Source organism: Curtobacterium ammoniigenes NBRC 101786, from assembly GCF_001571045.1.
In the GTDB taxonomy this organism is placed as follows: Bacteria; Actinomycetota; Actinomycetes; order Actinomycetales; family Microbacteriaceae; genus Curtobacterium; species Curtobacterium ammoniigenes.
In genome coordinates this window covers 96,249-119,882 of record NZ_BCSV01000001.1, presented here as the reverse complement: position 1 = coordinate 119,882, position 23,634 = coordinate 96,249, and the positions used below count along the sequence as shown (strand labels likewise).

General features: G+C 66.2%; 17 protein-coding genes, 1 tRNA gene and 1 pseudogene. 8 read left to right on the top strand and 11 right to left on the bottom strand.

What is annotated here, in order from left to right; genetic code table 11:
* Positions 1-6: 6 nt before the first annotated feature.
* Positions 7-1,830 carry a hypothetical protein gene (locus CAM01S_RS00520; RefSeq protein WP_157071326.1) on the bottom strand — a complete coding sequence of 608 codons (1,824 nt, stop codon included), beginning with the start codon at positions 1,828-1,830 and terminating at the stop codon, positions 7-9.
* 79 nt (positions 1,831-1,909) lie between these two features.
* Entirely contained in the window at positions 1,910-4,015 is a 2,106-nt protein-coding gene (locus tag CAM01S_RS00515; RefSeq protein WP_245631488.1) for a glycoside hydrolase family 31 protein, read from the bottom strand.
* A gap of 427 nt (positions 4,016-4,442) precedes the next feature.
* Between CAM01S_RS00515 and CAM01S_RS00510 the strand changes: the two genes are divergently transcribed.
* The 5 genes from CAM01S_RS00510 to CAM01S_RS00490 all read left to right on the top strand — a co-directional run bounded on the left by CAM01S_RS00510 (position 4,443) and on the right by CAM01S_RS00490 (position 10,597).
* Positions 4,443-5,735: an ABC transporter substrate-binding protein gene (locus tag CAM01S_RS00510; RefSeq protein ID WP_169795794.1), complete on the top strand. Its 1,293-nt coding sequence runs from the start codon at positions 4,443-4,445 to the stop codon at positions 5,733-5,735.
* Positions 5,736-5,738: 3 nt separating this feature from the next.
* Entirely contained in the window at positions 5,739-7,754 is a 2,016-nt protein-coding gene (locus CAM01S_RS00505) for a glycoside hydrolase family 127 protein (protein WP_066514546.1), read from the top strand.
* Positions 7,754-8,623, top strand: a complete 870-nt coding sequence (locus CAM01S_RS00500; RefSeq protein ID WP_066514544.1) for a carbohydrate ABC transporter permease — start codon at positions 7,754-7,756, stop codon at positions 8,621-8,623. The genes CAM01S_RS00505 and CAM01S_RS00500 overlap by 1 nt, the downstream gene beginning before the upstream one ends.
* 1 nt (position 8,624) lies before the next feature.
* On the top strand, positions 8,625-9,512 hold the full coding sequence (locus CAM01S_RS00495) for a carbohydrate ABC transporter permease (protein ID WP_066514540.1): 888 nt from the start codon (positions 8,625-8,627) through the stop codon (positions 9,510-9,512).
* Positions 9,513-9,592: 80 nt separating this feature from the next.
* The gene (locus CAM01S_RS00490) at positions 9,593-10,597 is read left to right on the top strand and encodes a LacI family DNA-binding transcriptional regulator (protein ID WP_066514536.1); all 1,005 of its coding nucleotides are present in this window, start codon (positions 9,593-9,595) and stop codon (positions 10,595-10,597) included.
* Positions 10,598-10,627: 30 nt separating this feature from the next.
* Here CAM01S_RS00490 and CAM01S_RS00485 read toward each other — a convergent pair.
* Positions 10,628-11,912 (bottom strand): annotated as a pseudogene (locus tag CAM01S_RS00485) (IS3 family transposase).
* A 259-nt stretch (positions 11,913-12,171) separates the two neighbouring features.
* Positions 12,172-12,243 (bottom strand) — tRNA-Gln (locus CAM01S_RS00475).
* Between the two features lie 36 nt (positions 12,244-12,279).
* On the opposite strand from CAM01S_RS00475, the gene CAM01S_RS00470 reads away from it, so the two are divergent.
* A complete protein-coding gene (locus CAM01S_RS00470) occupies positions 12,280-12,834 on the top strand; it encodes a MarR family winged helix-turn-helix transcriptional regulator (RefSeq protein WP_083527587.1) in 555 nt (184 codons plus the stop codon).
* A 23-nt stretch (positions 12,835-12,857) separates the two neighbouring features.
* Here the strand turns inward: CAM01S_RS00470 and CAM01S_RS00465 are convergent, their stop codons facing one another.
* Positions 12,858-14,696, bottom strand: a complete 1,839-nt coding sequence (locus CAM01S_RS00465; protein WP_066514526.1) for an ABC-F family ATP-binding cassette domain-containing protein — start codon at positions 14,694-14,696, stop codon at positions 12,858-12,860.
* A 150-nt stretch (positions 14,697-14,846) separates the two neighbouring features.
* Here CAM01S_RS00465 and CAM01S_RS00460 point away from each other — a divergent pair, with 150 nt between their 5' ends.
* Together CAM01S_RS00460 and CAM01S_RS00455 are read left to right on the top strand one after the other, a co-directional pair.
* Positions 14,847-16,568 carry a glycosyltransferase family 39 protein gene (locus CAM01S_RS00460; protein WP_066514522.1) on the top strand — a complete coding sequence of 574 codons (1,722 nt, stop codon included), beginning with the start codon at positions 14,847-14,849 and terminating at the stop codon, positions 16,566-16,568.
* 97 nt (positions 16,569-16,665) lie between these two features.
* Positions 16,666-16,827, top strand: a complete 162-nt coding sequence (locus CAM01S_RS00455) for a hypothetical protein (RefSeq protein WP_157071325.1) — start codon at positions 16,666-16,668, stop codon at positions 16,825-16,827.
* A 92-nt stretch (positions 16,828-16,919) separates the two neighbouring features.
* On the opposite strand, the gene CAM01S_RS00450 is transcribed toward CAM01S_RS00455, so the two are convergent.
* The 6 genes from CAM01S_RS00450 to metG all read right to left on the bottom strand — a co-directional run bounded on the left by CAM01S_RS00450 (position 16,920) and on the right by metG (position 23,557).
* Positions 16,920-17,852: a 4-(cytidine 5'-diphospho)-2-C-methyl-D-erythritol kinase gene (locus tag CAM01S_RS00450; RefSeq protein ID WP_066514516.1), complete on the bottom strand. Its 933-nt coding sequence runs from the start codon at positions 17,850-17,852 to the stop codon at positions 16,920-16,922.
* A 130-nt stretch (positions 17,853-17,982) separates the two neighbouring features.
* A complete protein-coding gene (locus CAM01S_RS00445; RefSeq protein WP_066514513.1) occupies positions 17,983-19,002 on the bottom strand; it encodes an LLM class flavin-dependent oxidoreductase in 1,020 nt (339 codons plus the stop codon).
* Positions 19,003-19,043: 41 nt separating this feature from the next.
* Complete coding sequence (locus CAM01S_RS00440; protein ID WP_066514510.1) at positions 19,044-20,078, bottom strand: ATP-grasp domain-containing protein; 1,035 nt, start codon at positions 20,076-20,078, stop codon at positions 19,044-19,046.
* Between the two features lie 43 nt (positions 20,079-20,121).
* The gene (gene rsmA / locus CAM01S_RS00435; RefSeq protein WP_066516569.1) at positions 20,122-21,024 is read right to left on the bottom strand and encodes a 16S rRNA (adenine(1518)-N(6)/adenine(1519)-N(6))-dimethyltransferase RsmA; all 903 of its coding nucleotides are present in this window, start codon (positions 21,022-21,024) and stop codon (positions 20,122-20,124) included.
* 11 nt (positions 21,025-21,035) lie between these two features.
* Positions 21,036-21,974 (bottom strand): TatD family hydrolase, encoded by a 939-nt coding sequence (locus tag CAM01S_RS00430; protein WP_066514506.1) that lies wholly within the window; start codon positions 21,972-21,974, stop codon positions 21,036-21,038.
* A complete protein-coding gene (metG, locus tag CAM01S_RS00425; protein WP_066514504.1) occupies positions 21,971-23,557 on the bottom strand; it encodes a methionine--tRNA ligase in 1,587 nt (528 codons plus the stop codon). Before metG ends, CAM01S_RS00430 begins: the two co-directional genes overlap by 4 nt.
* Positions 23,558-23,634 lie beyond the last annotated feature (77 nt).

Genomic DNA, 23,634 nt, shown 5'->3' with positions numbered 1-23,634 from the left:
CCAGTGTCAGCTTGCCGCCGCCACGCTGATGTTCCGCCAGCTGCCGGAGCCACTCTGATCGCGGACTCCGATCGCGCCTTGGGTCAGTCCGCAGCCGGTGTCCGTGTAGTCGAGCGCGACCGAGGTTCCTCCCGCGGCGGGGGCTCCGGCGATCGAGATCGAGCAGCCGGAAACAGTGATGTCGAGGTGATACCACGTTCCTGTATCGAGACCGCCGGGGATCGCGGTGTAGGTCAACGGATGCCATGAGCCGTCCTGCCGGCCGATAAACAGCGATGCCGATGAGACGCCGATGAAGTAGTCGTTGCCAGCGTCTGCGCCAACGCCTGGGTTGCTTGCGCGAACTATGAACCCTGCCTGGCTTCCGGAGTCGATGCGAACGTCTCCGTGGAGCACGTAGTTCGTCCATCCGGTCGACCCGGCGAGATCCTTGTTACCCGCCGCGCCGCCGCAGGTGTCCGAGAGCGTCCCGCCGGTGGCCTGCCAGCATCCTCCGTATTGGATCCAGCCGGGATCCCCGGAGGTGAGATTCGCGCTCCATGGGAATTGACCGACGGGCTCTGTTGCCGTGCCTTCCGCGCAGCCGGTTCCGTTAGAACCGGTCGATGTGGCTGTCGTTTCGCGCACGGTGGAGCCGTCGGTGCTCAGCAGGAGATTTGGGCTGTAGCTCGTGCTGCAGTTCTGCGCGGCACCGACCGTCGGTTGGAACGGTGCAGGCATCCAATTCCACGGTCCGGTGGAGTTCGGGTCGCGCACGAAGATCGCCTGACGATCTTCCGGAGTGAACGAATTGTCGGAGACCATTCGGGTCCGCATGCCGGTCAAGAGCAGCTGTCCATTCGGTCCGCCGGCAGGTGTCCAGACGATGTACGGGCTGCTGCCGAGGTAGCGGCCGTCCGCGGTGACTGCTTCGGTGCCGAGATCGGTAGGACCGGAGCCGAACGTGGCGCCTCCATCGGTTGAGGTCTTCGTGTGCGCTTCGCAGTTGCGGCCGTTCCCGCAGATTTCATACGCGAGCACCATTCGGCCGTCGGGCAGCGTCGCGACGGTGGGCATCCCGGGTCGGTCGCTCGCCGTTGTGCTCTCCACGTCGATCACCTCACCCGGCGCAAAGTTCGTTGATCCGTCAGGGTTCGCGCTCCACGTGTCTCCGCCGTCATTGGAAACAATGTGAGCGACGACTTGGGCGTGCGCGGGCTCGGTGCGCTCGTCCGAGAAGAACATCGCAAGCCGGCCCTGCCCGTCGAGGGTAACGAAAGGCTCCCAGATGCCTGAGCCTCCATAGGGCGCTCCGGCACCGCCGCCCCCCGTTTGCATAGCAACACCGGAGGTGGTCCAGCTCGCCCCCTCGTCCTCGCTGTGCCAGATCACGAATGAGGTCGTGTTCGCCGCGCTCGGCGACATGTTGCCCACGAGCAGGATTGTTCCCGCGGGATACGCGCCCATCTGCTTCGGGAACTCGAACAGGAACGGCTGCCACATCTGATCCGACGGATGACCGGTTCCCGTGAGCGGGTCCGAGAGCGTCGTCAGCGTGGACCAGGTCGCTCCGTCGTCAGTGGACTTACGGATGACGAAGTCGGTCGGTTGTCCGCTAACAGAGGCGTGCTCGAACGTCCCGAGGAGGGTCCCGTTTGCGGCGCCGGCGTGGGCGAGGCGAATGACGCGCGAGTAGGCCATGAACTCGTCCGACGAACTTCGCGTGTACATGCTCCCGCCGGGGACATTCGCTCGCGCTGGCGCGGCGAGGAACATCGCCCCGATCACCAACGCCAGAGCCGCGATCAGGGCGGGAATCCGCCTTTTGCCGCCGTTGGTTTGAGTCCGCATAGGAAGCCTCCAGGTCGTCCTTGACAGGGTCGAGGCTACTCAAATTTCCGCAATTGGCAATAGTTTCCGGAATGTTTTTCTAGGCGTTGTCGATGAGTTCGAGAAGTGCATCGTGGAGCGGCTGGGCCAGCTGCGCGTGTTCGATTGCCTGACGTTGCTCGAGCGAGGACGCCGCGTCGGAGAGAGCCGCCCAGAGCGACGCTTTGATGTCGTTTGCGATCTGCGCTCGTTGGAGGAGGCTCCGCATTTCTCGCGCGTGAGCGCGGCTTCGAACGGGTCGACGTGGAAGCGTCGCCGCCGCGCCGGTCGCGGTTGCCGCGACGATGTCGACGGAGAATCGATCCGCGCCGAGCTCAGTGCGACGTGGGGCGGGCTCCTGAGCGCCGAGGAAGGTGATGCGCCATGTGCGCTGCGCCGGAAGGGAGTGCGTGGCACCGTTGGCTGCCCCGACGGTGAACCGGGCGGCGGTGTCATCCCAGGAGAGCTCCGTGCGACATGTGGCGTCGGGGTCATCGCCGTCCTCGATGAGGGTGAATGATCCCGAGGCTCCGGGAGCGACAAGGACTTCGATGCTCGTGGGGTTCGAACCGGCTTGCAGCGCGTCCGACGAGTCCAAGGGCACGATTCCACCAGCCCGGAGCAGGACGGGAATGCTGTGCAGGGTCCGGTGGAAGGTGACCGTTCGGTCGCCGGCGTAGGTGACGCCGGTGAAGATGTCCGTCCATTCCCCGGGCGGAAGCCACGCTCGTGCAGCACCAAGCAGCGTGGCCGGGTCACGGGGTTCAACCACCGGCGCCACAAGAAGCTCGGACCCGAACGAGTATTGGTTCGGCACGGCGTACGCCTCGGCACGATCTGGCGTGAGGTGATACATGGGACGGACGAGGGGCGTTCCCGCGGCAGCCCGGTGGTTCATCGTGTGCAGATACGGGATCATCCGGTGTCGGAAACGAAGTGCGGCAACCATCGCGGAACGGGCCTCATCCGGATACATCCAAGGCTCTTTCCGGATGAACGGGTTGCTCGCGGAGTGGAGACGCATGATCGGCGAAAACACGCCGAACTGCACCCACCGTGTCGCCAGATCGTCGTCGCGGACGCCGTGAATGTGTCCCCCGATGTCATGGCTCCACCACCCGTAGCCGATGTTCGCCGCAGTCGCAGTGAACTCGGGCTGAAATGCTAGGGATGCCCATGAGATCACGGCGTCGCCGGAGAAACCGACGGCGTAACGGTGACTGCCAGGACCGGCATACCTGGAGAACGTCATTCCTTGACCGCCCTTCCTCGCCGAATCCAGGAAGTGGTAGTGGTTCAGTACCCAGAGCGGGTCCACCCCGGGAATTCGACTGGACTGTCCCTGCTGCCAGTCGATCCACCAGAAGTCCACGCCCTGGGCTTCGAGGGGGTGATGCAGCACGGCGAAGTACGCCTCCAAGAACCTGCGATCGACCGGATCGAACGCGATGGGCGCCTCGGCCTCCGGGCTCTGGCGAAGCGCCGAAGCCATCGCGGCATACTGATCCTCAAACGCGCGAACACCATCCGCCGGATGCAAGTTCAGCGTCACGTGCAACCCTCGCTCGTGCAACGCCCTGAGGAACGCCTCCGGTCGCGATATCAGATCGCGATTCCATGAGTACCCCGTCCAGCCGCTGCCGTATTGCGCCGGAACGGAACTCACCTTGTGCCAGTCCATGTCGAGAACGGCGACCGCCAACGGGACACCTTCGGCTTCGAAACGCTCCATGAGTTCCAGGTACGCCGCATCGGTGTACGGATGGTAGCGGCTCCACCAGTTCCCTAACGCCCATCGCGGAAGGACGGAGGGAGCTCCGGAGACGGCGTAGAACGCGTGCAACGCCGCATCGAACTCATGCCCGTATGCGAACAGGTAGACGTCGCGACGCCCCGGAGCACGCTCCCCGATCCACCCGTCCGCATCGAACAGGAACGACGCGGAATCGTCCAGCATCGCAACCCCCGTCCGCGCGAGGATCCCGGACTCCAACGGCATCGGGCCGTCAACATCATCAAGGGTCCGACCGGTCCCGCCGAGGTTCCCGGACTCGTCGCCGAACCGCCAGGTGTGACCCGATCCATCCCGCAGCTGCACGACCAGCCCATCGGGAGACAGCGGCGCGCCGTCGTAGCGCAGCGTCGCGCGCGCCGTGGTGATTTCCACGCCGAAACCCCGCCGGACCACCGCGTGCGGTGGCACGGGCAGATGACGCGTCAGCGCAAACGTGGACGCTCGGTCCTCGAAGCCACCATCGTTCGACCATTCAACTCGGAAGAGCCCGTCGGCAAGAACGGTGACCCGCCACCGCTCACCGCGCACTACCGAGCCCGCCGCCGCACGCGGGTTACCTTCCGGGAACGGGCGCACCACCCCCTCTTCTACCGGCTCTGCACCCACCAGCTGAACCCCTTCCGAACCTCGTTGACCTGCGGCGTTGCGGGGTCCTGACGCAATGCGTCGGCTGACCCAATGAGCACGAGCAGACGCAGAATCAGCGCTTGACATGCCCGAATCCCGAACGATACCGTCACGCTATCAGAAAGATTTGCCGGAAAACTTTCCGGAGAGGGAGACAATGATGTCCAAACGAGTGAAGGCAGCACTTTCGATTGGTCTGCTTCCGGTCGTGATCGCAGCCTTGGCGGGCTGCAGTGCGTCTGGTGGGGCAGCAGCATCCGGCCCATCCAAAGGCGGCGGGACGATCACCGTCTGGGGTCGCAGCGGCGCTTCAGAAGTGAAGCCGCTGATCCAGGCATACGAGAAGGCGAACCCTGGCGAGAAAGTGCAGTACACGCCCGTCGCCGACGCGCAGTTCCTGCAGAAACTCAGCAACGCCGTCCGCTCGAACTCGGCCCCGGACGTCATCGCCTTCGACCTTGTCAATGCGCCCCTCCTTGGCACCGAGGGGCTGCTGGCCGATCTGAGCAGCAAGACCTCGGCCCTGGCATCCGATGGCGAACTCATGAAGCCCGCGATGCAGGCGGGCCAGGTCAGTGGCAAGCAATATTCGCTTCCGATCGCCGTCGGCTCGTCGCAGATGATTTGGAACAAAGGCCTGTTCAAGGCTGCCGGGCTGAACCCCGACAAGGCGCCAGCCAACCTCGCCGAGGTCGAACACGACGCGGAAGCAATTCACAAGCTCGACCCGAAGACCTATGGCTTCTCCACGCTCGGGTCGGCCGGTGGCGCATATACCGGCTTCCCGATGATGTGGGCCGACGGCGGCCAGCTGCTCAGTTCACTTGGCTCGAAGCAGAAGGCAACGTGGGCGTCGTCGCCCGCGGTGTCAAAGGATCTGCTCTGGCTGCAGCAGATGTGGAAGTCCGGCGTGATGCCACCCACGGAGGCGCCAAACCAGGACCCGGGCGGTCAGACCATGCAGATGCTCGACACCGGGAAAATCGGTATTGCGTTCACGGGAACATGGGCGATCTCCGGAGCCGACGCGCAAAAGCAGCAGTGGGGTTACGCTGCCGGGATTCCGGGTCAGTCCGGGAAGCTCAGTGGCTTCCTTGGGGGTGACGGGCTCGGCATCGTCGCAAGCTCGAAGCATCAGAGCAGCGCATGGGACTTCCTGAAGTGGAGCGTGAGCAGCAAAACCGCCGCGAAGCTGGTCCTCGCCAATGGAACAGTGCCTCCGAACACGACGCAGGCCAAAGCACTCCTGAAGTCGGACCCCGCCCACTCCCTGCAAGCACTCAACTCTGCCCGGCTTCCGCTGAGCATCGCCTACAACGCCGTGATCAACGACCCGAACGGGCCGTGGACCACCGCAGCGCAGAACGTGATCTTCAACGGCGCGAATCCAGCAACGGTCCTCCCGCAGGCCGCCACAGCCGCCGACAAGCTCATCTCCGCCGCCTACAACCAGATTGGCTCCTAACGAATGCTGGACGAAATCGCCACCTCCACCGACCAGCTCGCCGACCACTCCCCGCCCCATCACGCGCGCGGACCCGTCCATCCCAGCCCCGCAGCCACCGTCGCGCTCCGACCGATGCCACTTTCGAACGTGCACGTCACCGGAGGGATGTGGCAGCGGTGGCAGCGCGCAAATGCGCACGAATCGGTCCGGCATCAGGTCGACTGGCTTGAGCACGATGGCACGATCGACAATCTTCGACGGCTCGCGCCAGATGCCGACCCAACCCTGGAACGACGCGGCCTATGGTTCACCGACTCCGACCTCTACAAGCTAGTCGAAGGGCTCGCGTGGCTCCGCGCCGGCGATGCCGCTCCCTTCGGCCACGACGACAAACTCGATGAACTCGTCAGCATCATCTCGGCCGCTCAAGAAGACGACGGCTACTTGAACTCCTGGATCCAAGCGGGAAGCGGTACACGTTGGGCGGAGCTTGAACAGAGCCACGAGTTGTACTGCATCGGACACCTCATCCAGGCAGCCATCGCCCTCACCCGCACATCCTCAGACCCCCGTCTCATGACCGTCGCCATCCGCGCGGCAGATCTGATCTGGGACACCTTCGGCGAAGGGCGCAGACAAGACCTCGACGGGCACGAGGAAATCGAGATGGCGCTCGTCGAACTCGCCCGAGAGACCGGAGAACAGCGGTACCTCACGCTCGCACGCCAATTCGTTGACGGTCGCGGACACGGACGGATTCCGAACTGGTTCGCCGGCTCGGCATACCTGCAGGATGACGTCCCGGTCCGCGAGCAAGACGAGGCCGTCGGTCACGCCGTGCGCGGCGTCTACCTCCTCTGCGGCGCTGCTGACGTCGCGATCGAGACCGACGACCAACCACTGCTCGCCGCGGTCACCCGCCAGTGGGAAACCATGACCAGTCGCAAGATGTACGTCACCGGCGCGCTCGGGTCGCGATTTGATGGCGAAGCATTCGGGGAGGACTGGGAACTGCAAACCGACCGATCGTACGGTGAAACATGCGCGTCGATTGGATATCTGATGCTGTCCTGGCGGCTCCTGCTGGAAAGCGGTGAGGGACGTTTCGCCGACGCGATCGAACACACGCTCTATAACCTGTTCGCCGCGTCGACGAGTGTGGACCGGGTTGCCTACTTCTACAACAACCCGATCCAACGGCGACGGTCACTGCCCGAAGCTGACCCGCACCGCCGGTCCCCACGGGCCGAAGCAGAGGGCACTCGACCTCCCTGGTTCGAGTGCGCATGCTGCCCGCCAAACATCCTCCGAACCGTAGCGAGCCTCACCGGCTACATCGCCACCACCGACAGCGCCGGCGTTCAGCTGCATCAATATATGCCCGCGACCATAGACGACACCGTGTCCGCAGAGTCGGTTCGGCTCACTGTCGATACTGCCTACCCGCTCGATGGAGCGATCCGGATCACCGTCGAGGAGACCCCGTCGAGTCCGTGGACACTGTCGCTGCGCATCCCGGCGTGGGCTGAGACGTGGCACATTCGCGTCAACGGCACCGCGAGTGCTGCCCCACTCGAGCACGGATACGCGCGGCTGCAGCGCGTGTGGCAGCCGGGAGACACCGTCGACCTGGAGCTCCCGCTTCGGCCGGTGTTCCTCGAGCCGCACCCCGCGGCCGACGGGCTCCGCGGAACGGTCGCGCTTCGCCGGGGCCCCGTGGTGTATGCCCTGGAGAGCGTCGACCAGGAACCCGACGTTGACCTGCAACTGGTTAGCGTCGACCCATCGATCACGCCCACAGCGCACGCAGACGCACTCGCGGGAGAACCCTACGTCGCGTTGACAACGGACGGGCTTGTGGCCTCACCATCGTCCTGGGAGCAGGTCGGATACCGGGCGCTGCCTGCACCGCCCGCTCCGACTCGGACAACGACGCTGCGCTTCATTCCGTACCACTTGTGGGCCAACCGGGGAGCGTCGACGATGCGGGTTCATGTGCCGACGCACCGATCAGACGGGCTGGAGCGTCGCCGCTGATGCGCCGAGCCAACTGGTTCGCCGTAAGCATGGTCAGCCCCGCGCTGATCCTCGTCGCGGTGTTCTTCTTCATCCCAATGGTGCTGCTGGTGTACATGTCGTTCACGCAGTGGCCGCTGTTCACGGGCGTCCCGAAATGGATCGGACTTGCGAACTATCGAACCCTGTTCACAGACCCTGGCCTTGGCCAAGCAGTCTGGTTCACGCTGAAGTTCACCATCGTACTGGTCCCGATTTCGTTCGTCGTTTCCTATGGCCTATCGATGATGCTGCGCCGATCGAACCGGATCTCCTCGATCTTCCGCGCCTCGTTCTTTCTTCCGGTCGTAATCGGCTTCACGGCAGCGTCGTTCATGGCGTCGACACTGCTCACCCCCGGCACCGGGCTCATCAACAAGCTCCTCGCCGCGACCGGCCTCGGGAGCGGGAACACCGCCTGGTTCGCACACCCCACCGACGCGTTCTGGGCAGTGATCGTCCTGACAATCTGGAAGACAGCGGGAACGGCGATGATCCTGCTAATGGCAGCCGCGCAAGCGGTGCCGCCGGAAGTCATCGAGGCCTCACGCATGGATGGCGCGTCCTGGTTCGTGATTGAGACACGCATCATCACACCGCTGATCCGGCGGACCATCGGCTTGTGCCTGATCCTCTCCATCGGAGGCACCATCCTCACGTTCGACCAGTTCTACGCGCTCACCAAAGGCGGTCCGGGAGGCGGAACAACGACGGTCGTGCTCTACACCTACACGACCTCGTTCATCCAATTCCGACTCGGCTACGGAGCCGCGATCTCCGTCGTCGTGTCGCTTGTGATTCTGCTCATCACGGCGGTCCAGCTGCGGGTCCTCGGACGGAAAGAAGACTGACATGACCTCCCGCACAATCGTGGAAACCCGACCTCGCCGAACCCCCAAAACGCCCGCACTCTCCCGCGGCGGCTATGTCATGGTGGGCACTATCCTGGCGATCGTCGCCATCGGCCCCATCGTCACGACCGTCATCCGCTCCTTCCAAGGACGCAACGCTGACGCCCAAGGGCTGACGCTGGGATCACTGACCCATTTCACGTGGCGCAACTACAGCATCCTGTTCAGCCCGTCCGCCGACATCCTCCACTACGCGGTCAACTCGGCGATCGTTGGAATCGTCACCGCCCTGGTCGCGCTCTTCGCAGCCGTTACCGCTGGCTATGTGCTTGCCCGGGTCCGGGCGCGATGGGTCGATCTCGTCTTCCTGGTCGTCCTCGCGCCGATCATCGTTCCAATCCAAGGTCTACTGACGCCACTCTCCGTGGTCCTGAAAGACCTGGGGCTCTTGAACACGCTTGCGGGCGTCATCCTCGTGCTTGCGACCTATCAGCTTCCGTTCTCGATCTTCGTCATGCGGAACGCGTTCGCCACGATCTCGGTAGAGCTGGAAGAGTCCGCCCGCTTGGACGGCTGCTCCCAACTGCAGGTCATGCTCCGAGTGATCCTCCCCCTGTCGTGGCCCGGGTTCATCACCGTCGGACTATTCGGATTCATGGCCGGCTGGAACGACCTCATCACCTCCGTCACGTTCTTGTCCAACCAATCGACCTACACCCTCCCCATCGCATTGACACTGCTCTCGACGCACAGCAACTTCGGCATCAGCGTTGTCGACCCGGGGCTGGTCACCGGAGCAACAACCATCGCGGCACTGCCGGTGGTGGCACTGTTCCTCCTCCTGCAGCGCTACTACGCGGAGGGGCTCATCGCCGGTTCATCCAGATAGCAGCCGAGCACTGAACGGGAGCGACACCCAAGACCACGCCTGACCTGTCAGGATGAGACCGGCAGGAGGAACATTCAGGGATGGCTCAATCGGTGCGCGTCGCAGATATCGCTCGAGCCGCCGGCGTGTCCGCCGGAACGGTCTCGAAAGTCCTCAACGACACCGGCCAAATCCGCGAACAAACACGCGAAAAGGTTCTCGAGGCAGCCCGCAGTCTCGGCGTCAGCGTCCGTCGCCGCGACAGCTCAGCCTCGAGGTATGACAAGCGAGACCTCACCTTCGGCGTCCTCAGCACCGACGAATACGGCCGCTTCATGGTCGGGATGCTCGGAGGCGTAGAAGACGTCGCGACGAGTTCAGACGTCGACCTGATGCTCGGCGCTATCCGCGGCGACACGGTTCGAGAGAACTACCACGTCGCACGCCTGCTCAAACGCGGCGTCGACGGCATCCTCGTTACCGGATCGACCAGCGAGATTCGACCATCGATCGGGCGATTTCCGGGAGTGCCCGTCGTGTATGCGCTCGGAGCATCGGACGATCCAACCGACCACTCCGTCGTCCCCGATGACGAAGCCGTGGGATACCTTGGCGTTCAACATCTCCTCTCGCTCGGCAGAACGGCGATTGCCGTCATCGCAGGCCAAGAAGACAGTCTCACCAGTTCGCGACGAGTCGCTGGAGCAAACGCGGCACTGGCAGACCACGCCCCCGCTAACGCACGCATGGATGTCATCCACGGACAGTGGACGGAGAACTGGGGACGCACCGCCGCCGCCAGCTTGCTCGCAGGCGGGCGAAAGCTCGACGGAATCTTCTGCGTTAGCGATCAGGTAGCCCGCGGCGTACTCGACCACCTCCGCGAGCGAGGTATTCAAGTCCCTGACGACATTGCCGTGCTCGGCGTCGATAACTGGGACCTCATGGTCGAGGCGTCCCGCCCCACACTGACCAGCGTTGACCTCAACCTCCGAAAAATCGGAGAACTCGCCGCCTCACGACTTCTCGCCGCGGCCCGAGGAGAACCCCTCGAGCCGCGCATCGAATACGTCAGACCATTCATCGCCACACGGCAATCAACCTGAGCATGAAGCGCCCCAGGTTTTCGGCCGCCCCTATGCGGGTTGCGGCTCTCGGTTGAGGGTCGCGTAGTGGGCTTGCTCGAACTCGGCGGGTGGAACGTAGCCGAGCTCGAGTGAAGCCTACGGGTGTTGTACCAGTCGACCCATCCGGCGGTCGCGAACTCGACGTCGCTGAGGGTCCGATAGGGGCCGTCATGGAACACGGTCGTGCGGATGCATTCGGCCTTGTAGAGCCCGTTGATCGTCTCCATGAGAGCGTTGTCAAGCGCGTCGCCCACGGAGCCGATCGACGGGGCGATGCCGTCGAGCGAGAGCTTGTCGGTGTAGGCAAGCGAGACATATTGAGACCCCGCGTCCGAATGTGCTCGCAGCTGGTCCGGTTGGATGGGGTGGCCTTGACGGCCGCGTTCCCAGAGCGCTATCCGCAGCGGGATCATCACGAGCTCAACGTGCTTGGTGGTCTGCGCATGCCAGTCGACGATGCGTTGCGAGTAGACGTCGACGATGAACGCGACGTAGACCCAGCCGGCCCAGGTGCGGCAGTAGGTGAAGTCCATCACCCAGGTGTGATCGGATCTGGGGGCCGTGAAGTCGCGGTTCAGCAGGTCCCCTGCCTGGATCCCGTCCTTTGCGGGAATCGTGGTGCGGATGCCCTTGTCGCGGCGGATACTAGACAGTCCGAGCGTCCGCATGGCCCGGTCCATTGCGCCGCGCGAGGCGCCGGGAAGCGTGGTGCGGCGGATCAGCGCGGTCATCTTCCGCCGCCCGTAGAGCCCTTCCGGGGTCAGCACCCGACGCTCACGGCCGCCGATCTCGACGGTGGTCCAGGCGGCCTCGCGAACCGCGTCCACGACGAGCGCGTCGGTGACCGTCCTGGTCGACACGAGACCCTGCCGCCAAGCCCGGTAGGTGCGCGCGGCGATCTGGCAGCCCTGCTCACGCAGGGCCTGGCAGATCGACTCGACCGCGTGCCCCTCAGCTCTCATCGTGTCGATGAAGCCCAGCATCAACGATTGCGGGGGTCGAGTTCCCCCACGAAGAAAGTCGTCGCCGCGCGAAGGATCGCGACGTCTTCCCGCAACCGGGCGTTCTCCGCCTTCAACCGCTTGATCTCAGCATGCTCGACTGAGGTCACCCCGTCACGGGTGCCGTCGTCGATACCGGCTTGCAGTACCCACCGCCGCACGGTCTCGTTACCGACCCCAACCTGTCGGGCCACGGCCGCTGACGCGGCCGTCAGTGACGGGTACTCCGACCGGTGCTCACGCACGAGCCTGACGGCTCGCTCCCGGAGCGCGGGATCGATCTTCTTCGGCATGACTGCCATCCTTCCAACTCAAAAGGATGCGGCATCAAACCGGGGACGGTTCACGCTGCCTCCGGAGCTGATGCCCCCTGCCCGCACACGGGCCAGGGGGCATTTTTCGTTCCCCGACGCGGCCCTCGGAACTATCCGCGAGCCCAAAGCCGAACCGCACATACACCGAATCGGCCAACGACTGCCGCAGAACGCCCTCGAAACGTGCCACGGACGAAGAGACCGAATGAGATCTCGAGAAAGGCCGAACGGCCCCAAGCTCCGCCTCCAGGATTCGAACCTAGTCCTCACGGCTCCAAAGGCCGTCGTGCTGCCGTTACACCAAGGCGGAACGCGTCGCGGTGGCGCGACGCCGAACTATCTTCCCATGCCCGAGGACCGTCCGGGTTCGGCGCGGGACCGCCATGATGGAGGGGTGACGGTTGCGGGCGGAGCTGAGGACGAGGTCGATCGGATCGTCGCCGCCTGGCAGCGGGAGCGGCCGGATCTCGACTTCGCGCCGCTTCACGTGCTCTCGCGCGTCGGACGCGTCGCACGGCACCTGGAGTTGGCGCGGCGCTCCGCGTTCGCAGCGGGCGACATGGAGTCATGGGAGTTCGATGTCCTGTCCGCGCTTCGCCGAGCAGGCGCCCCCTACGAGTTGAGCCCGAAGGCGCTGCTGCAGCAGACCCTCGTGTCGAGCGGAACGATGACGAACCGTGTGGACCGGCTCGCGGGGCGTGGCCTTGTCAGCCGTCGAACTGACCCTCGTGACGGTCGCGGCATCATCGTGTCGCTCACGGACGCAGGGCGCCGTTCGATCGATGCTGCCATCGCCGGTCTCGTCCAGGCCGAGGCCGCCCTGCTCGCCGACCTCGAACCGGAGGCGCGTCGAACGCTCGCAGACCTCCTCCGTTCACTGTCAGTCAGCCTGGGCGACTGACGAGCCCACGCTCGAGCGGCCCGTTATTCGAGGAGTTCGGCGACCTCGAGCCAACGACCCTCGAGCGCTTCGAGCTCGCGTTCTGCGGCGGCGAGCTGCTCCTGCAGCGTTCCGAGCCCGGTGAAGTCCGACTGATCATGCGACGCGAAGGCATCGAGGATCTGCTGTCGCTGAGCGCCCGCTCGTGCGATCTTCCGGTCGAGCGAGGCGACCTCCTTCTCGGCGTTGCGCCGATCGGCGCCGCTCAACGCCGTCGCACCTTTCGGCGCAGCGGCGACCGCAGTGGGTGCGGACGCGTCTGCAACGGGGGCGGACGCTTGCAGCTGGCTCGGGCCTCCGGTCTGACCGGCGTTCCCAGCGCTCCGCAGGCGCATGTACTCGTCCACGCCACCGGGGAGATGCCGCATCTGGCCGCCCAGAACCGCGTACTGCTGGTCGGTCACGCGCTCGAGCAGGTACCGGTCGTGCGACACGACGAGCAGGGTGCCGGGCCACGAGTCGAGCAGGTCCTCCATCGCGGCGAGCATGTCGGTGTCGAGATCGTTTGTCGGCTCGTCGAGAATCAGCACGTTCGGCTCGTCCAAGAGCACGAGCATGAGCTGGAGACGCCGCTTCTGACCACCCGAGAGGTCACGAACGGGCGTCGACAGTTGCGCGGAGGTGAACCCGAGCCGCTCGAGAAGTTGCGACGGGGTGAGTTCCTTGCCGTCCGCCACATATGAGGTCTTCTTCCGCGCAATGACCGCGCGAACACGGTCGTCGGCGAACTGCTGCAAATCGGCCAGCTGTTGGTCGAGCACCGCGACCTGCACGGTCTTTCCGGTTTTCACGCGCCCGGCGGTCGGCTGGACGCGGCCAGATACGAGCCCGAGCAGCGTGGATTTCCCGGCACCGTTCGGACCGAGAATGCCGGTCCGTTCACCCGGAGCGATGCGCCATTCGACTCCGGTCAGTGTCGGCTCGACGTCGCCCGGGTACGTCACACCGGCATCGAGCAGATCGACGACGTCTTTGCCGAGCCGCGCCGTCGCCATTTGGGTCAGCGCCACCGTGTCGCGGATCGGCGGGACGTCCGCGATCAGCGCATTGGCGGCATCGATCCGGAACTTCGGCTTGCTTGTGCGAGCGGGGGCACCCCGTCGGAGCCATGCGAGCTCCTTCCGGGCGAGGTTCTGCCGCCGGCTCTCGGACGCCGCGGCCTGACGATCCCGCTCGACGCGCTGCAGAATGTAGGCGGCATAGCCGCCCTCGAAGGGCTCGACGATACCGTCATGCACTTCCCACGTGGACGTAGAAACCGCGTCAAGGAACCATCGGTCGTGCGTGACGACGACGAGGCCGCCGGCGTTCGCCGCCCACCGCCCCCGCACATGCTCAGCCAGCCAGGCGATGCCCTCTACATCAAGATGGTTTGTCGGCTCATCGAGGAACAGGACATCCCAGTCACCGACGAGCAGACGCGCAAGTGCCACGCGACGGCGTTGCCCCCCGGAGAGCTCGTCGACGGATGCCTCCCAGTCCACGTCGGGCACGAGGCCGCCGATGACGTCTCGGATTCGAGCATCGCCAGCCCACTCGTGTTCGGCGCGGTCACCCACGACGACCGCGCCGACGCGGGCACCCGCTGGCAGATCATCGCGCTGATCGAGATACCCGACGGTGACGTTGCGCCGTCGGGTCACGCGCCCCGAGTCCGGCTCGACGCGCCCGGCGAGCAGCCCGAGGAGGGTCGACTTTCCGTCTCCGTTGCGGCCCACGACACCGATCCGGTCACCCTCGTCGATCCCGAGCGACACGCTGTCGAAGACGACGCGTGTCGGGTATTCGAGATGGAGGTTCTCGGCGCCCAGAAGATGTGCCATCCGACCAGCGTAGGCGGGACCGCGCGGGGCGAGCGACGCCTTCCGACCGATTGTGGACGGCTGTCTGCACAGCAGGCGAGTGTGGAGAATCTCAGCACAGCCATCGTCGCGGCACCCCGAGCGCTCGTCTTGCCTGGATAGCGTCACGGCGTGAGCATCCCCCGGACCGAAGCGATCGCGCTCCCCCGCGCGTCCGCTCGCGTCACGGGGACGACGCAGCGGCTGACGCGTGCGCTTCCCGAGCTGGTCATCGGGGTGCTCGGGCTGGTTATCGGGCTTGTCGGCATCACGGTCCCCTCGGTCTGGTACGACGAGGCCGCGACGATCACGAGTGCCACGCGCTCCTGGAGCGCGCTCTGGACGGAACTGCATCACGTGGACGCGGTGCACGGCCTGTATTACGCCGGCATGCACATCTGGTTCGCCGCCGTCGGATACAGCCCATTCACGTTGCGGTTACCGAGCGCTCTCGCAGTGGCCGTGTCGGCCGCGCTTGTCGTGGCGCTGGGCCGTCGAATCGGCGACCGCGAGCTGGGCCTGCTGGCGGGCGTCATCTTCGTCGCGCTGCCGCGGACGCAGTGGGCTGCCGGCGAAGGCCGCCCCTACGCGCTCATCACGGTGCTGGCTGTCGCGCTGACCCTGGTCCTCACCGCTGCGGTCGGGAGGCGCGGCGCACCTGCCGCCGGATGGTGGGCTGCGTACTCGTTGCTCGCTGCGCTCAGCATCGCGCTGAATCTGTTCCTCGGGCTGATCGTGCTCGCCCACGGCGCGGGCCTGGTCTGGCAGCGATGGGCATCCCGGCGAAGGGGCCGTGTTCGCGACGATCTGCACGCCGGTGTTCTGGCGGCCTGGTTCATGGCGAGCTGCTGTGCCATCGCCGCCGCGTCGCCCATTGCCGTCACGGCACTGCGACAATCCGGTCAGATCGGATGGATCCCTGGATTCTCAGCGCAAACGCTGATCCAAGTTTTCCAAACGGCGTGGTTTGGCGATTGGACAGTAATCGCGGTCCTCGCCTGGCCGCTGCTCGCGCTCGGGAGCCGAGCGGCCCTCCGGGCTCGACACGCGGCGACCGCCCCCGAGAACGCCGATGCGTGCGCGGCGCAACCCGAACGGACCACGCACCCACGCATCGCACCTGGACCCTTGCTCATCACCGCGAGCGCGCTGCCTGTGCTCGCGCTCGTCACTGCGACCGCCCTGGGGCATGCCATCTGGACGCCGAAGTACGCGACGCTGTCAGCGCCGTTCGTCGGAATACTCATCGCGCTCGGCCTGCGCCAACTCGCGGCACGCGAGCGGACGGTCACCGAAACAGGCCGTTCCGACTTGGTTCGGACGTCCGGCCGATCCCCGCTGCTCCGTCTCCGCCGCGTCATCGCCCGCAGGCCCTTCACTGTCACTCTGGGCACGCTCCTCGTGCTCTGCATCGGCCCGACAGTGCTCGCCAGGCTTCCGACCGCGAAAGACGGCGCCGACTGGGCAGCGGCAGCCGCGATCGTTCAGCACCAACGCTGGCTCGACCCCGATCCGAACGAGGGCATAATCTACGGTCAACTGGCCGGGCACTCCTCCGCCACCAGCAGTGCACTGGCCGTCGCGTACCCGCACGCATTCACCGGACTCCGCGACCTCCTCACGGTGAGCACCGGCGCAGAACGCGGGCAACTCTGGGCGAAGAACGGATCGCTCGCGACCACCCTCCCGTCCCGCCTCCAGCGGATCGGCACCGTATGGTTCGTCGGCGCATCCGGGGACGCACTCGTCTCGCAAACCGACCACGAGCTCACCCATGACGGCTTTGGGATCGTTGGCCGATGGTTCGCAGGCAACGAGCAGGTCGTCGAGTACCGTCGGCTCTCCACAGGGTGAACATTCGGAATTCCTGTTGCTGATCCACAGCGCTCGGCAGCAGACTGACCGTCACCGCTCACCGGTGATCGGCACTCGCGACGTCAGGGAGGCTGTCGTGTCGAACGAACGCATGCGCCACTCCGCAGGACCACCAGACCGCCTGCACGCGGTCGACGCCGAGCAAGCCCAGGTCGACCTCGCGCTGCGACATGACAGCGACAGCGTCGACTGGGCACGCGAAATCCTCTCCCAAGATCCCGCCGCCACCCTCGACTGACGGCGAACAGCCACCGCAGCGCAGGGCATCAAGCGCACGCAGCGCGTCCCTACGCCCGCAGCGCAGTAGCGCGCTCAGCGCAACGCCCGCGCTCAGTGCAACAAGCGGGCTCCGTGCACGGGACCGGTCGCGCGAGCGACCCGGACGCCCGACGCGGACAGCGCGATCTGCACCTCGAGCGCGGCATCGATATCGGCGACGAGGAATGCCACGGTCGGCCCTGATCCGGACACGAGCCCCGCGAGCGCACCTGCCTCTTCACCCGCCTCAAGCGTCGCCGCGAGCTTCGGCGCGAGCCGCATCGCGGGAGCCTGCAGGTCGTTGTGCAGGGACTCGGCGAGCAACTCGGCATCGCCGGCACGCAGCGCCTGCAACACATTCGCGTCCACGACGGGCGTTGCCCGCACCGGACCGATGTCAGCGCGGTGCCGATCACGGTGCTCATCCAACGCGCGGTACACCGCGGGCGTCGACAACCCGTCCTCCGCGAGCGCGAGCACCCAGTGGAACTCCCCCTTCGCGAGGGCCGCGGAGAGCTCGTCACCGCGCCCGGTTCCGACTGCGGTGCCGCCGGCGAGCGCAAACGGCACGTCGGCGCCGAGTTCCGCAGCGATGCGGAGGAGCTCATCGCGCCCGAGCGCCGTCCCCCAGAGCGCATCAACGGCAACGAGCGTCGCTGCCGCGTCGGCGGAACCGCCGCCCATGCCGCCGGCAACGGGCACGCGCTTCTCGATGGTCAGATGGACGCCCCCGCGGTATCCGCTGCGTTCGGCGACCGCCCGTGCCGCGCGCAGTGCAAGATTCGATCCGTCGACCGGCACACCGGTCGTGTCGATCGGACCAGTGATCTCAACCGCGAAATCGTCCGCCTCGACAGCGGTGACGTCCTCGTAGAGCGAGACCGCCTGGTACGCCGTCGCAACCTCGTGATAGCCGTCGTCCTGCAGCGCTCCAACGGCCAAGAACACGTTGATCTTGCCTGGAGCGCGGGATCGCACACTTCGGCGGGCAGCGTGCGGGCTCATGCGACCCAACCTATCGACCCGTCGGGGTGTCCGCGAAACGCGGCAGCGACGATGTCCTTTCGACGGCGGCTACGCGGCTCAGGCACTGATCCCGCCGCGGCTCGTCGGCAGCGGCAGCCGATCCACGTCGTCATCGCAGCAGTGGTATGACCTGGCTGCCGAACCGCTCCATCTCCTCCAGTTGCGGCGAGCACTGCAAGAGCAACGTGTCAACGCCCACGGCTTCGAACGCGCGAATTCGCTCCGCGACCTGCTCCGGCGTTCCGACGAGTCCCGGACGGAGGCCCCGGTTCGACACCGAGTAGTCCTCCAGGCTCGGCACCCGCTCGAGCTGCGACTTCGAGATGAAGTCCTGATACGACTCGTAGGCCGACCCGTGCTGCACGTCGGTGATGCGCGCCAACTCGGCCCGCGCCTCCGACTCGATGTCGCGGACGATGACGTATGCCGCCATTCCGAACGCCTCGAACGGCGGCTTGCCTGCAGCGTCGCGGCGTTCGCGCATCTCAGCGATCTTCGCTCGAAGCTCATGGACCGTACCGCCGTGCGTCACGTATGCGTCGGCGTAGTTCGTGATGCTCGACTTGCCGGCTTCGGACTCGCCACCCGCGTAAATCCGCGGAAGGACGCGCGGCTTCGGTTCCAGGTGCGCGTTGTCGATGTCGTAGTACTCGCCGTGGAAGGAGAATGGCGTCTGCCGCCAGAGGCCCTGCATGATCTCGACGAACTCCGCAGTGCGGCGATACCGGTCGTCGTGCTCGGAAAAGATGCCTCCGTACTGCCGCGCCTCCTCCGCCCACCACGCGCTGACAACGTTGAAGGTGAATCGACCGCCGGAGATCTCATCGATCGTGGCTGCCTGCTTCGCCGTGACGGCGGGCAGGTGGTAGCCGGGCCGCATCGCCGCCATGATCTCGAGGCGCTCAGTCGTCGCGGCGAGCGCCGCCGCGAGCGCCCAGGCCTCAAGACTCGGGTGGGCGGTGCCCTTGATGTCGTTGAGGTTGAGCTCGGGCACCAGCGTCAGGTCGAAGCCGAGCGCCTCGGCGCGCCGGGCGAGCGTCAGCACATAGTCCCAGCTGACGTCCATCTGCTCGTCGTCGACGTTGCGCAGCCATCCGCCGAAGAGCGGAGTCCAGTATCCGAATCGCACGAGGGTCCTTGGGTAGTCGGCGCGGGGTTTGCCGTCAGCGGTCAGCGGTCAGCGGTCTGCCGCGGTGACGAGTCCGGCGTCGCGGTGGCGAGGACGCGTCCGAGATACGCCGCGATCGTTCGCGGTCCCGAGACCGGGCTGACGGACTCGACGTCGGGGTTGTAGTTCGTGTTGGTGTTGATGTCATAGACGACGGTGCGGCCGTCGTCGGTCTCCATGAACTCGATGCCCGCGATCTGGATGCCAGCGTCGGCGAGGAACCGCTCGAGTCGCTGCACGATCGGCGTCGATGCCTGGATGTCATCGCGGAGCGTGAACGGTGAGGCGGCCGGCCCGGCCAGGGGGACGTCGCACGCTGCGGGCGCAAAGGCACCGCCTTGCTCGCGGGCTGTCGCGTCGGGCACCGCGCAGGCGTCGGCCGGGCAGAGTTCGAAGCTTCCGCCACTCGTGTCGACCCGGACCGCGTAGACGAATGCCGCGTCGACGAACTCGACGCGGGTGATGAACGGCTCGGCGGACCGCAGGTGCTCCTGGATGAGCGTGATCCCGTCGACCGGGGCTTCGAACGCGGGGCTCTGGACGTACTCGCGCAGTTCGGCCACGGCGTCGAAGCGGCGAACGCCGAGCCCTTTGCCGCCCTGGTTGTGTTTGGTGATGAACGGTGCGCCGGGTGTCGCGGCGACGAATCGTTCGGCGGCGGCGATGAGATCAGCCCGTCCGAAGGCCGCGACGGTCCGAGGGACGTCGAAGCCCGCGGCGCGCAGCAGTCCGTGCTGCCGCACCTTCGAGACCTCGATCTCGAGCACGCTGCTCCCGTTGACTACGGTGCGGCCTGCGCGCTCGAGCCAGCCGAGCAACGCGCGCCCGTATTCCTTCGCGTCTGCGTGGTCGCGGGTGTGGCTGGATGCGGAGAGGCGCGACCAGTAGACGCCGGGCTCGGGTTCGGCGTCGAGGTCGATCGCCCCGTCGGTGAGGAGGATCTCGGCCACGGGGACGCCTTCTTCGGCGAACGCAGCGGCGAGTGGCGGAAACCACTCGGGATTCTCGTGAATGACGTGGACGCGGGGTTCGGTCACGTCGTCAGCCTAGGCAGCGCCTCCGACGCGGACGAATCGTGCGTCAGTCCGTTGCGTTCGACGTATGAGCGGGCGCCGTTCGAGCGATTCGGAGGAAGTCGTGGACGTCGAGCGCCTCTCCGCGGGCGGTCGGGTCGATCCCAGCCTCCGTGAGGACCGACGCTGCGGCCGCGCTGCCTCCCAGGAGGCCCGCAAGACTCTGGCGCAGCATCTTGCGTCGCTGTTGGAACGCGGCGTCGACCAGGCTGAACATTGCGGTTCGCAGCCCCGGCTCGCCCGGTTCGGTCCCGCGCTCGAATGCGACCAGCACGCTGTCGACGTTGGGAACAGGCCAGAACACCTGCCGACTGACCTGGCCGGCAACGCGCCACGCTCCGTACCACGCGGCTTTCACGCTCGGTGCGCCGTACACCTTGGAGCCGGGAGCCGCGGCGATCCGGTGACCGACCTCGGCCTGCACCATGACGAGGGCGCGGGCGATCGTCGGAAATCTCGCGAGAAGGTGCAGGAGGACCGGCACGGACACGTTGTAGGGCAGGTTCGCGACGAGATGCGTCGGTGCGACGGGGAGGTCGTCGGGCTGCAGCCGGAGTGCGTCCATGTGCACGACTCGGAGCCGCGCGTTCGGCTGCAGGGCCGCGGCCGTGGCCGGCAACTGGTCGGCGAGCCTGCGGTCGATCTCGACGGCGGTCACGTCGGCGCCGGTTTCGGTCAAGCCGAACGTCAGCGAGCCGAGGCCGGGGCCGACTTCGAGGACGCTGCTGTCCGCTTGGACGCCCGCGAGGCTGACAATGCGGCGCACCGTGTTCGCGTCGTGCACGAAGTTCTGGCCGAGCTTCTTCGTCGGCGTGACGTCGAGCTGATCGGCAAGGTCGCGGATTTCCGCCGGACCGAGGAGCCGGGAAACCGCTTCGGGACCGTTCGCGGACGGTGTGCTGTCGACCATGCCGTCCGCGGTCACTCGGTGACGGTCACGGGGTCGGCGTCCCAGCGGCCGTAGACGAGCTCCGTGTTCGACGAGATCTGGGCGGCGAGCATGGAGGGGTCGGTGCCGATCGTCTCCGCCATCGACCGGAGGGTCAGGGGGATCAGGTAGGGCGCGTTCGGGCGACCGCGATAAGGCGTCGGCGTGAGGAAGGGGGCGTCGGTCTCGATCAGAATCAAGTGCCGGGGCGCGACCTCGAGCGCGTCGCGGAGGCTTTGCGCGTTCTTGAACGTGACCGTGCCGGCGAACGACATGTACCAGCCCCGTTCGGCGCAGAGCCTGGCGAGATCGGCGTCGCCGGAGAAGCAGTGAAAGACGGTCTTCTCGGGAGCGCCGACGCGATCGAGCGTGGCGATGACGTCCTCATGGGCGTCTCGATCATGGATCGTGAGCGCAAGACCGTGCGTTTTTGCGATCGCGATATGCGCTTCGAACGAGCGGATCTGTGCGGCGCGACCGGGCCCTTCGGTTCGGAAGTAGTCGAGCCCGGTCTCGCCGATGGCGCGCACCCGCGGCAGGGCTGCGAGTTCCGCGATCCCTGCGAGGTGGTCGTCGAGCAACCCGCGCTCCTCGAGCTCCGGCGCTTCGTTCGGGTGCAGCGCGACGGCCGCGAGCACGCGAGGCTCACGAGCAGCGATCTCCGCCGACCAGCGGGAGGTCTCGAGGTCGGTACCGACCTGGACCACGCCCCGCACGCCGACGCTCGATGCGCGGTCGAGGTGCTCCCGGTAGTCGAGCGGCCCGTCGCCGCCGTCGCCCACCCCGTCTGCGATCTCCATGTGGGTGTGGTTGTCGTAGACCGGGACGACGAGTGCTTGCGGCAGCGGCGGGTACGTCAGATCGCGCCGCTGACCGCCCTGGTCGCGCCGGGCTCGAACGTGCGACTCGTCCGGGGCATTTGGGTCGCTCACGCGTGAACCTGCTGCTCGGCGGCCTCGACCTGCTCGATGCGTGGGAAGAGTCCGCCGTCGAGCGGGACGACCTGCGCCGCACCAGACCAGGAGGGAGCCTGATCGATCCGCTGCTCGTGCACACCACCGCCGTCACCGATCGCCGCCCAGAGTTTCGCTGTGGCTTTCGGCATCACCGGCGACAGCAGGACGTTCACGGTCCCGAGGCCGCGCAGAGCGGTTGTCAGCACGGTCGCGAGGCGGTCGCGCTGCCCCTCCTGCTTGGCGAGCGCCCAGGGCTCTTGGTCCGTGATGTACCCGTTGAGCGCGTCGACCAGCTCCCAGATCGTCGCGATCGCATCGTGCGGAGCGAACGCTCGGACCGCCGCGTCGGCGCGTTCGGTCACCGACACGGCGAGCGCATCGATCGCCGAGTCGGCGGGTTCGAGCGCAACACGTTCCGGTACGACCCCGTTGAAATAGCGTCCGATCATCGCGATGACGCGCGAGGCCAGGTTCCCGAAGCCGTTGGCGAGTTCGGCCTGGTACCGCGCGGAGATGTCCTCCCACGAGAAGTTGCCGTCTTGGCCGAACGTGATGGCGCGCAGGAAGTAGTAGCGGAAGGCGTCCGAGCCGAACGTGTCGGTGATCTCGGACGGCGCGATGCCCGTGAGCTTCGACTTCGACATCTTCTCGCCGCCGACGAGCAACCAGCCATGGCCGAACACCCGCTCGGGCACGTCGATCCCGGCAGCCATGAGCATCGCGGGCCAGATCACGGCGTGGAAGCGCGCGATGTCTTTCCCGACGATGTGGACGCTCGGCCAGAGCCGGCGGAACGCTTCATCGTCGGCGGTGCCGTACCCGAGCGCGGTGATGTAGTTGAGCAGCGCGTCGAACCAGACGTAGAGCACGTGCTTCGGGTCCCAGGGGATCTGGATCCCCCAGTCAAAGCTCGATCGCGAGATCGAGAGATCGCGAAGGCCTTGCTTGACGAACTGGACGATCTCGTTGCGGACGCTCTCGGGTTGAATGAAGTCCGGGCGTGACTCGTAGAGGTCGAGCAGCCGTTGCTCGAAATCGGACATCCGGAAGAAGTAGTTGCGCTCGGACAGGACCTCGACCGGGATCGAGTGGATCGCGCAGACCTGCTGCCCCTCGTAGGGGCCGGTGCCGGCAACGAGGTCGCTCGGCTGCTTGTATTCCTCGCACCCGACGCAGTAGTAGCCCTCGAACTCTCCGGCATAGATGTAGCCGTCGTCGTACAGCTTCTGCAGGAACGCGGTGACGCCGGCGACATGCCGCTCGTCGGTGGTGCGGATGAAGTCGTCGTTGGCGATGTCGACGGTCTCGAGGAGCGGCTTCCACGCGTCGCGCACCAGCCGATCCGCCCACTCCTGCGGCGACACATCGTTCGCAGAAGCAGTCCGGAGGATCTTCTGCCCGTGCTCGTCCGTGCCGGTCAGCAGCCAGGTGTCGTCCCCGCGCTGACGATGCCAGCGCGCCATCATGTCCGCCGCGACCTCCGTGTAGGCGTGCCCGATGTGCGGGACGTCGTTCACGTAGAAGATCGGCGTGGTGATGGAGAAGGAGCCGTCGGCCATGGCGACCATCCTACGGGCGGGGCTTCGACGCATGACGGCAGCAGCGCCTCCCCGGTGCGTGCACTCGGCGGTTGCCG

Excerpts from the sequence above, each read along its gene's own strand:
- CAM01S_RS00520 (WP_157071326.1), bottom strand. The coding sequence starts at position 1,830 with ATGCGGACTCAAACCAACGGCGGCAAAAGGCGGATTCCCGCCCTGATC.
- CAM01S_RS00505 (WP_066514546.1), top strand. The coding sequence starts at position 5,739 with ATGCTGGACGAAATCGCCACCTCCACCGACCAGCTCGCCGACCACTCC.
- CAM01S_RS00500 (WP_066514544.1), top strand. The coding sequence starts at position 7,754 with ATGCGCCGAGCCAACTGGTTCGCCGTAAGCATGGTCAGCCCCGCGCTG.
- CAM01S_RS00495 (WP_066514540.1), top strand. The coding sequence starts at position 8,625 with ATGACCTCCCGCACAATCGTGGAAACCCGACCTCGCCGAACCCCCAAA.
- CAM01S_RS00490 (WP_066514536.1), top strand. The coding sequence starts at position 9,593 with ATGGCTCAATCGGTGCGCGTCGCAGATATCGCTCGAGCCGCCGGCGTG.
- CAM01S_RS00470 (WP_083527587.1), top strand. The coding sequence starts at position 12,280 with ATGCCCGAGGACCGTCCGGGTTCGGCGCGGGACCGCCATGATGGAGGG.
- CAM01S_RS00465 (WP_066514526.1), bottom strand. The coding sequence starts at position 14,696 with ATGGCACATCTTCTGGGCGCCGAGAACCTCCATCTCGAATACCCGACA.
- CAM01S_RS00450 (WP_066514516.1), bottom strand. The coding sequence starts at position 17,852 with ATGAGCCCGCACGCTGCCCGCCGAAGTGTGCGATCCCGCGCTCCAGGC.
- rsmA (WP_066516569.1), bottom strand. The coding sequence starts at position 21,024 with ATGGTCGACAGCACACCGTCCGCGAACGGTCCCGAAGCGGTTTCCCGG.
- metG (WP_066514504.1), bottom strand. The coding sequence starts at position 23,557 with ATGGCCGACGGCTCCTTCTCCATCACCACGCCGATCTTCTACGTGAAC.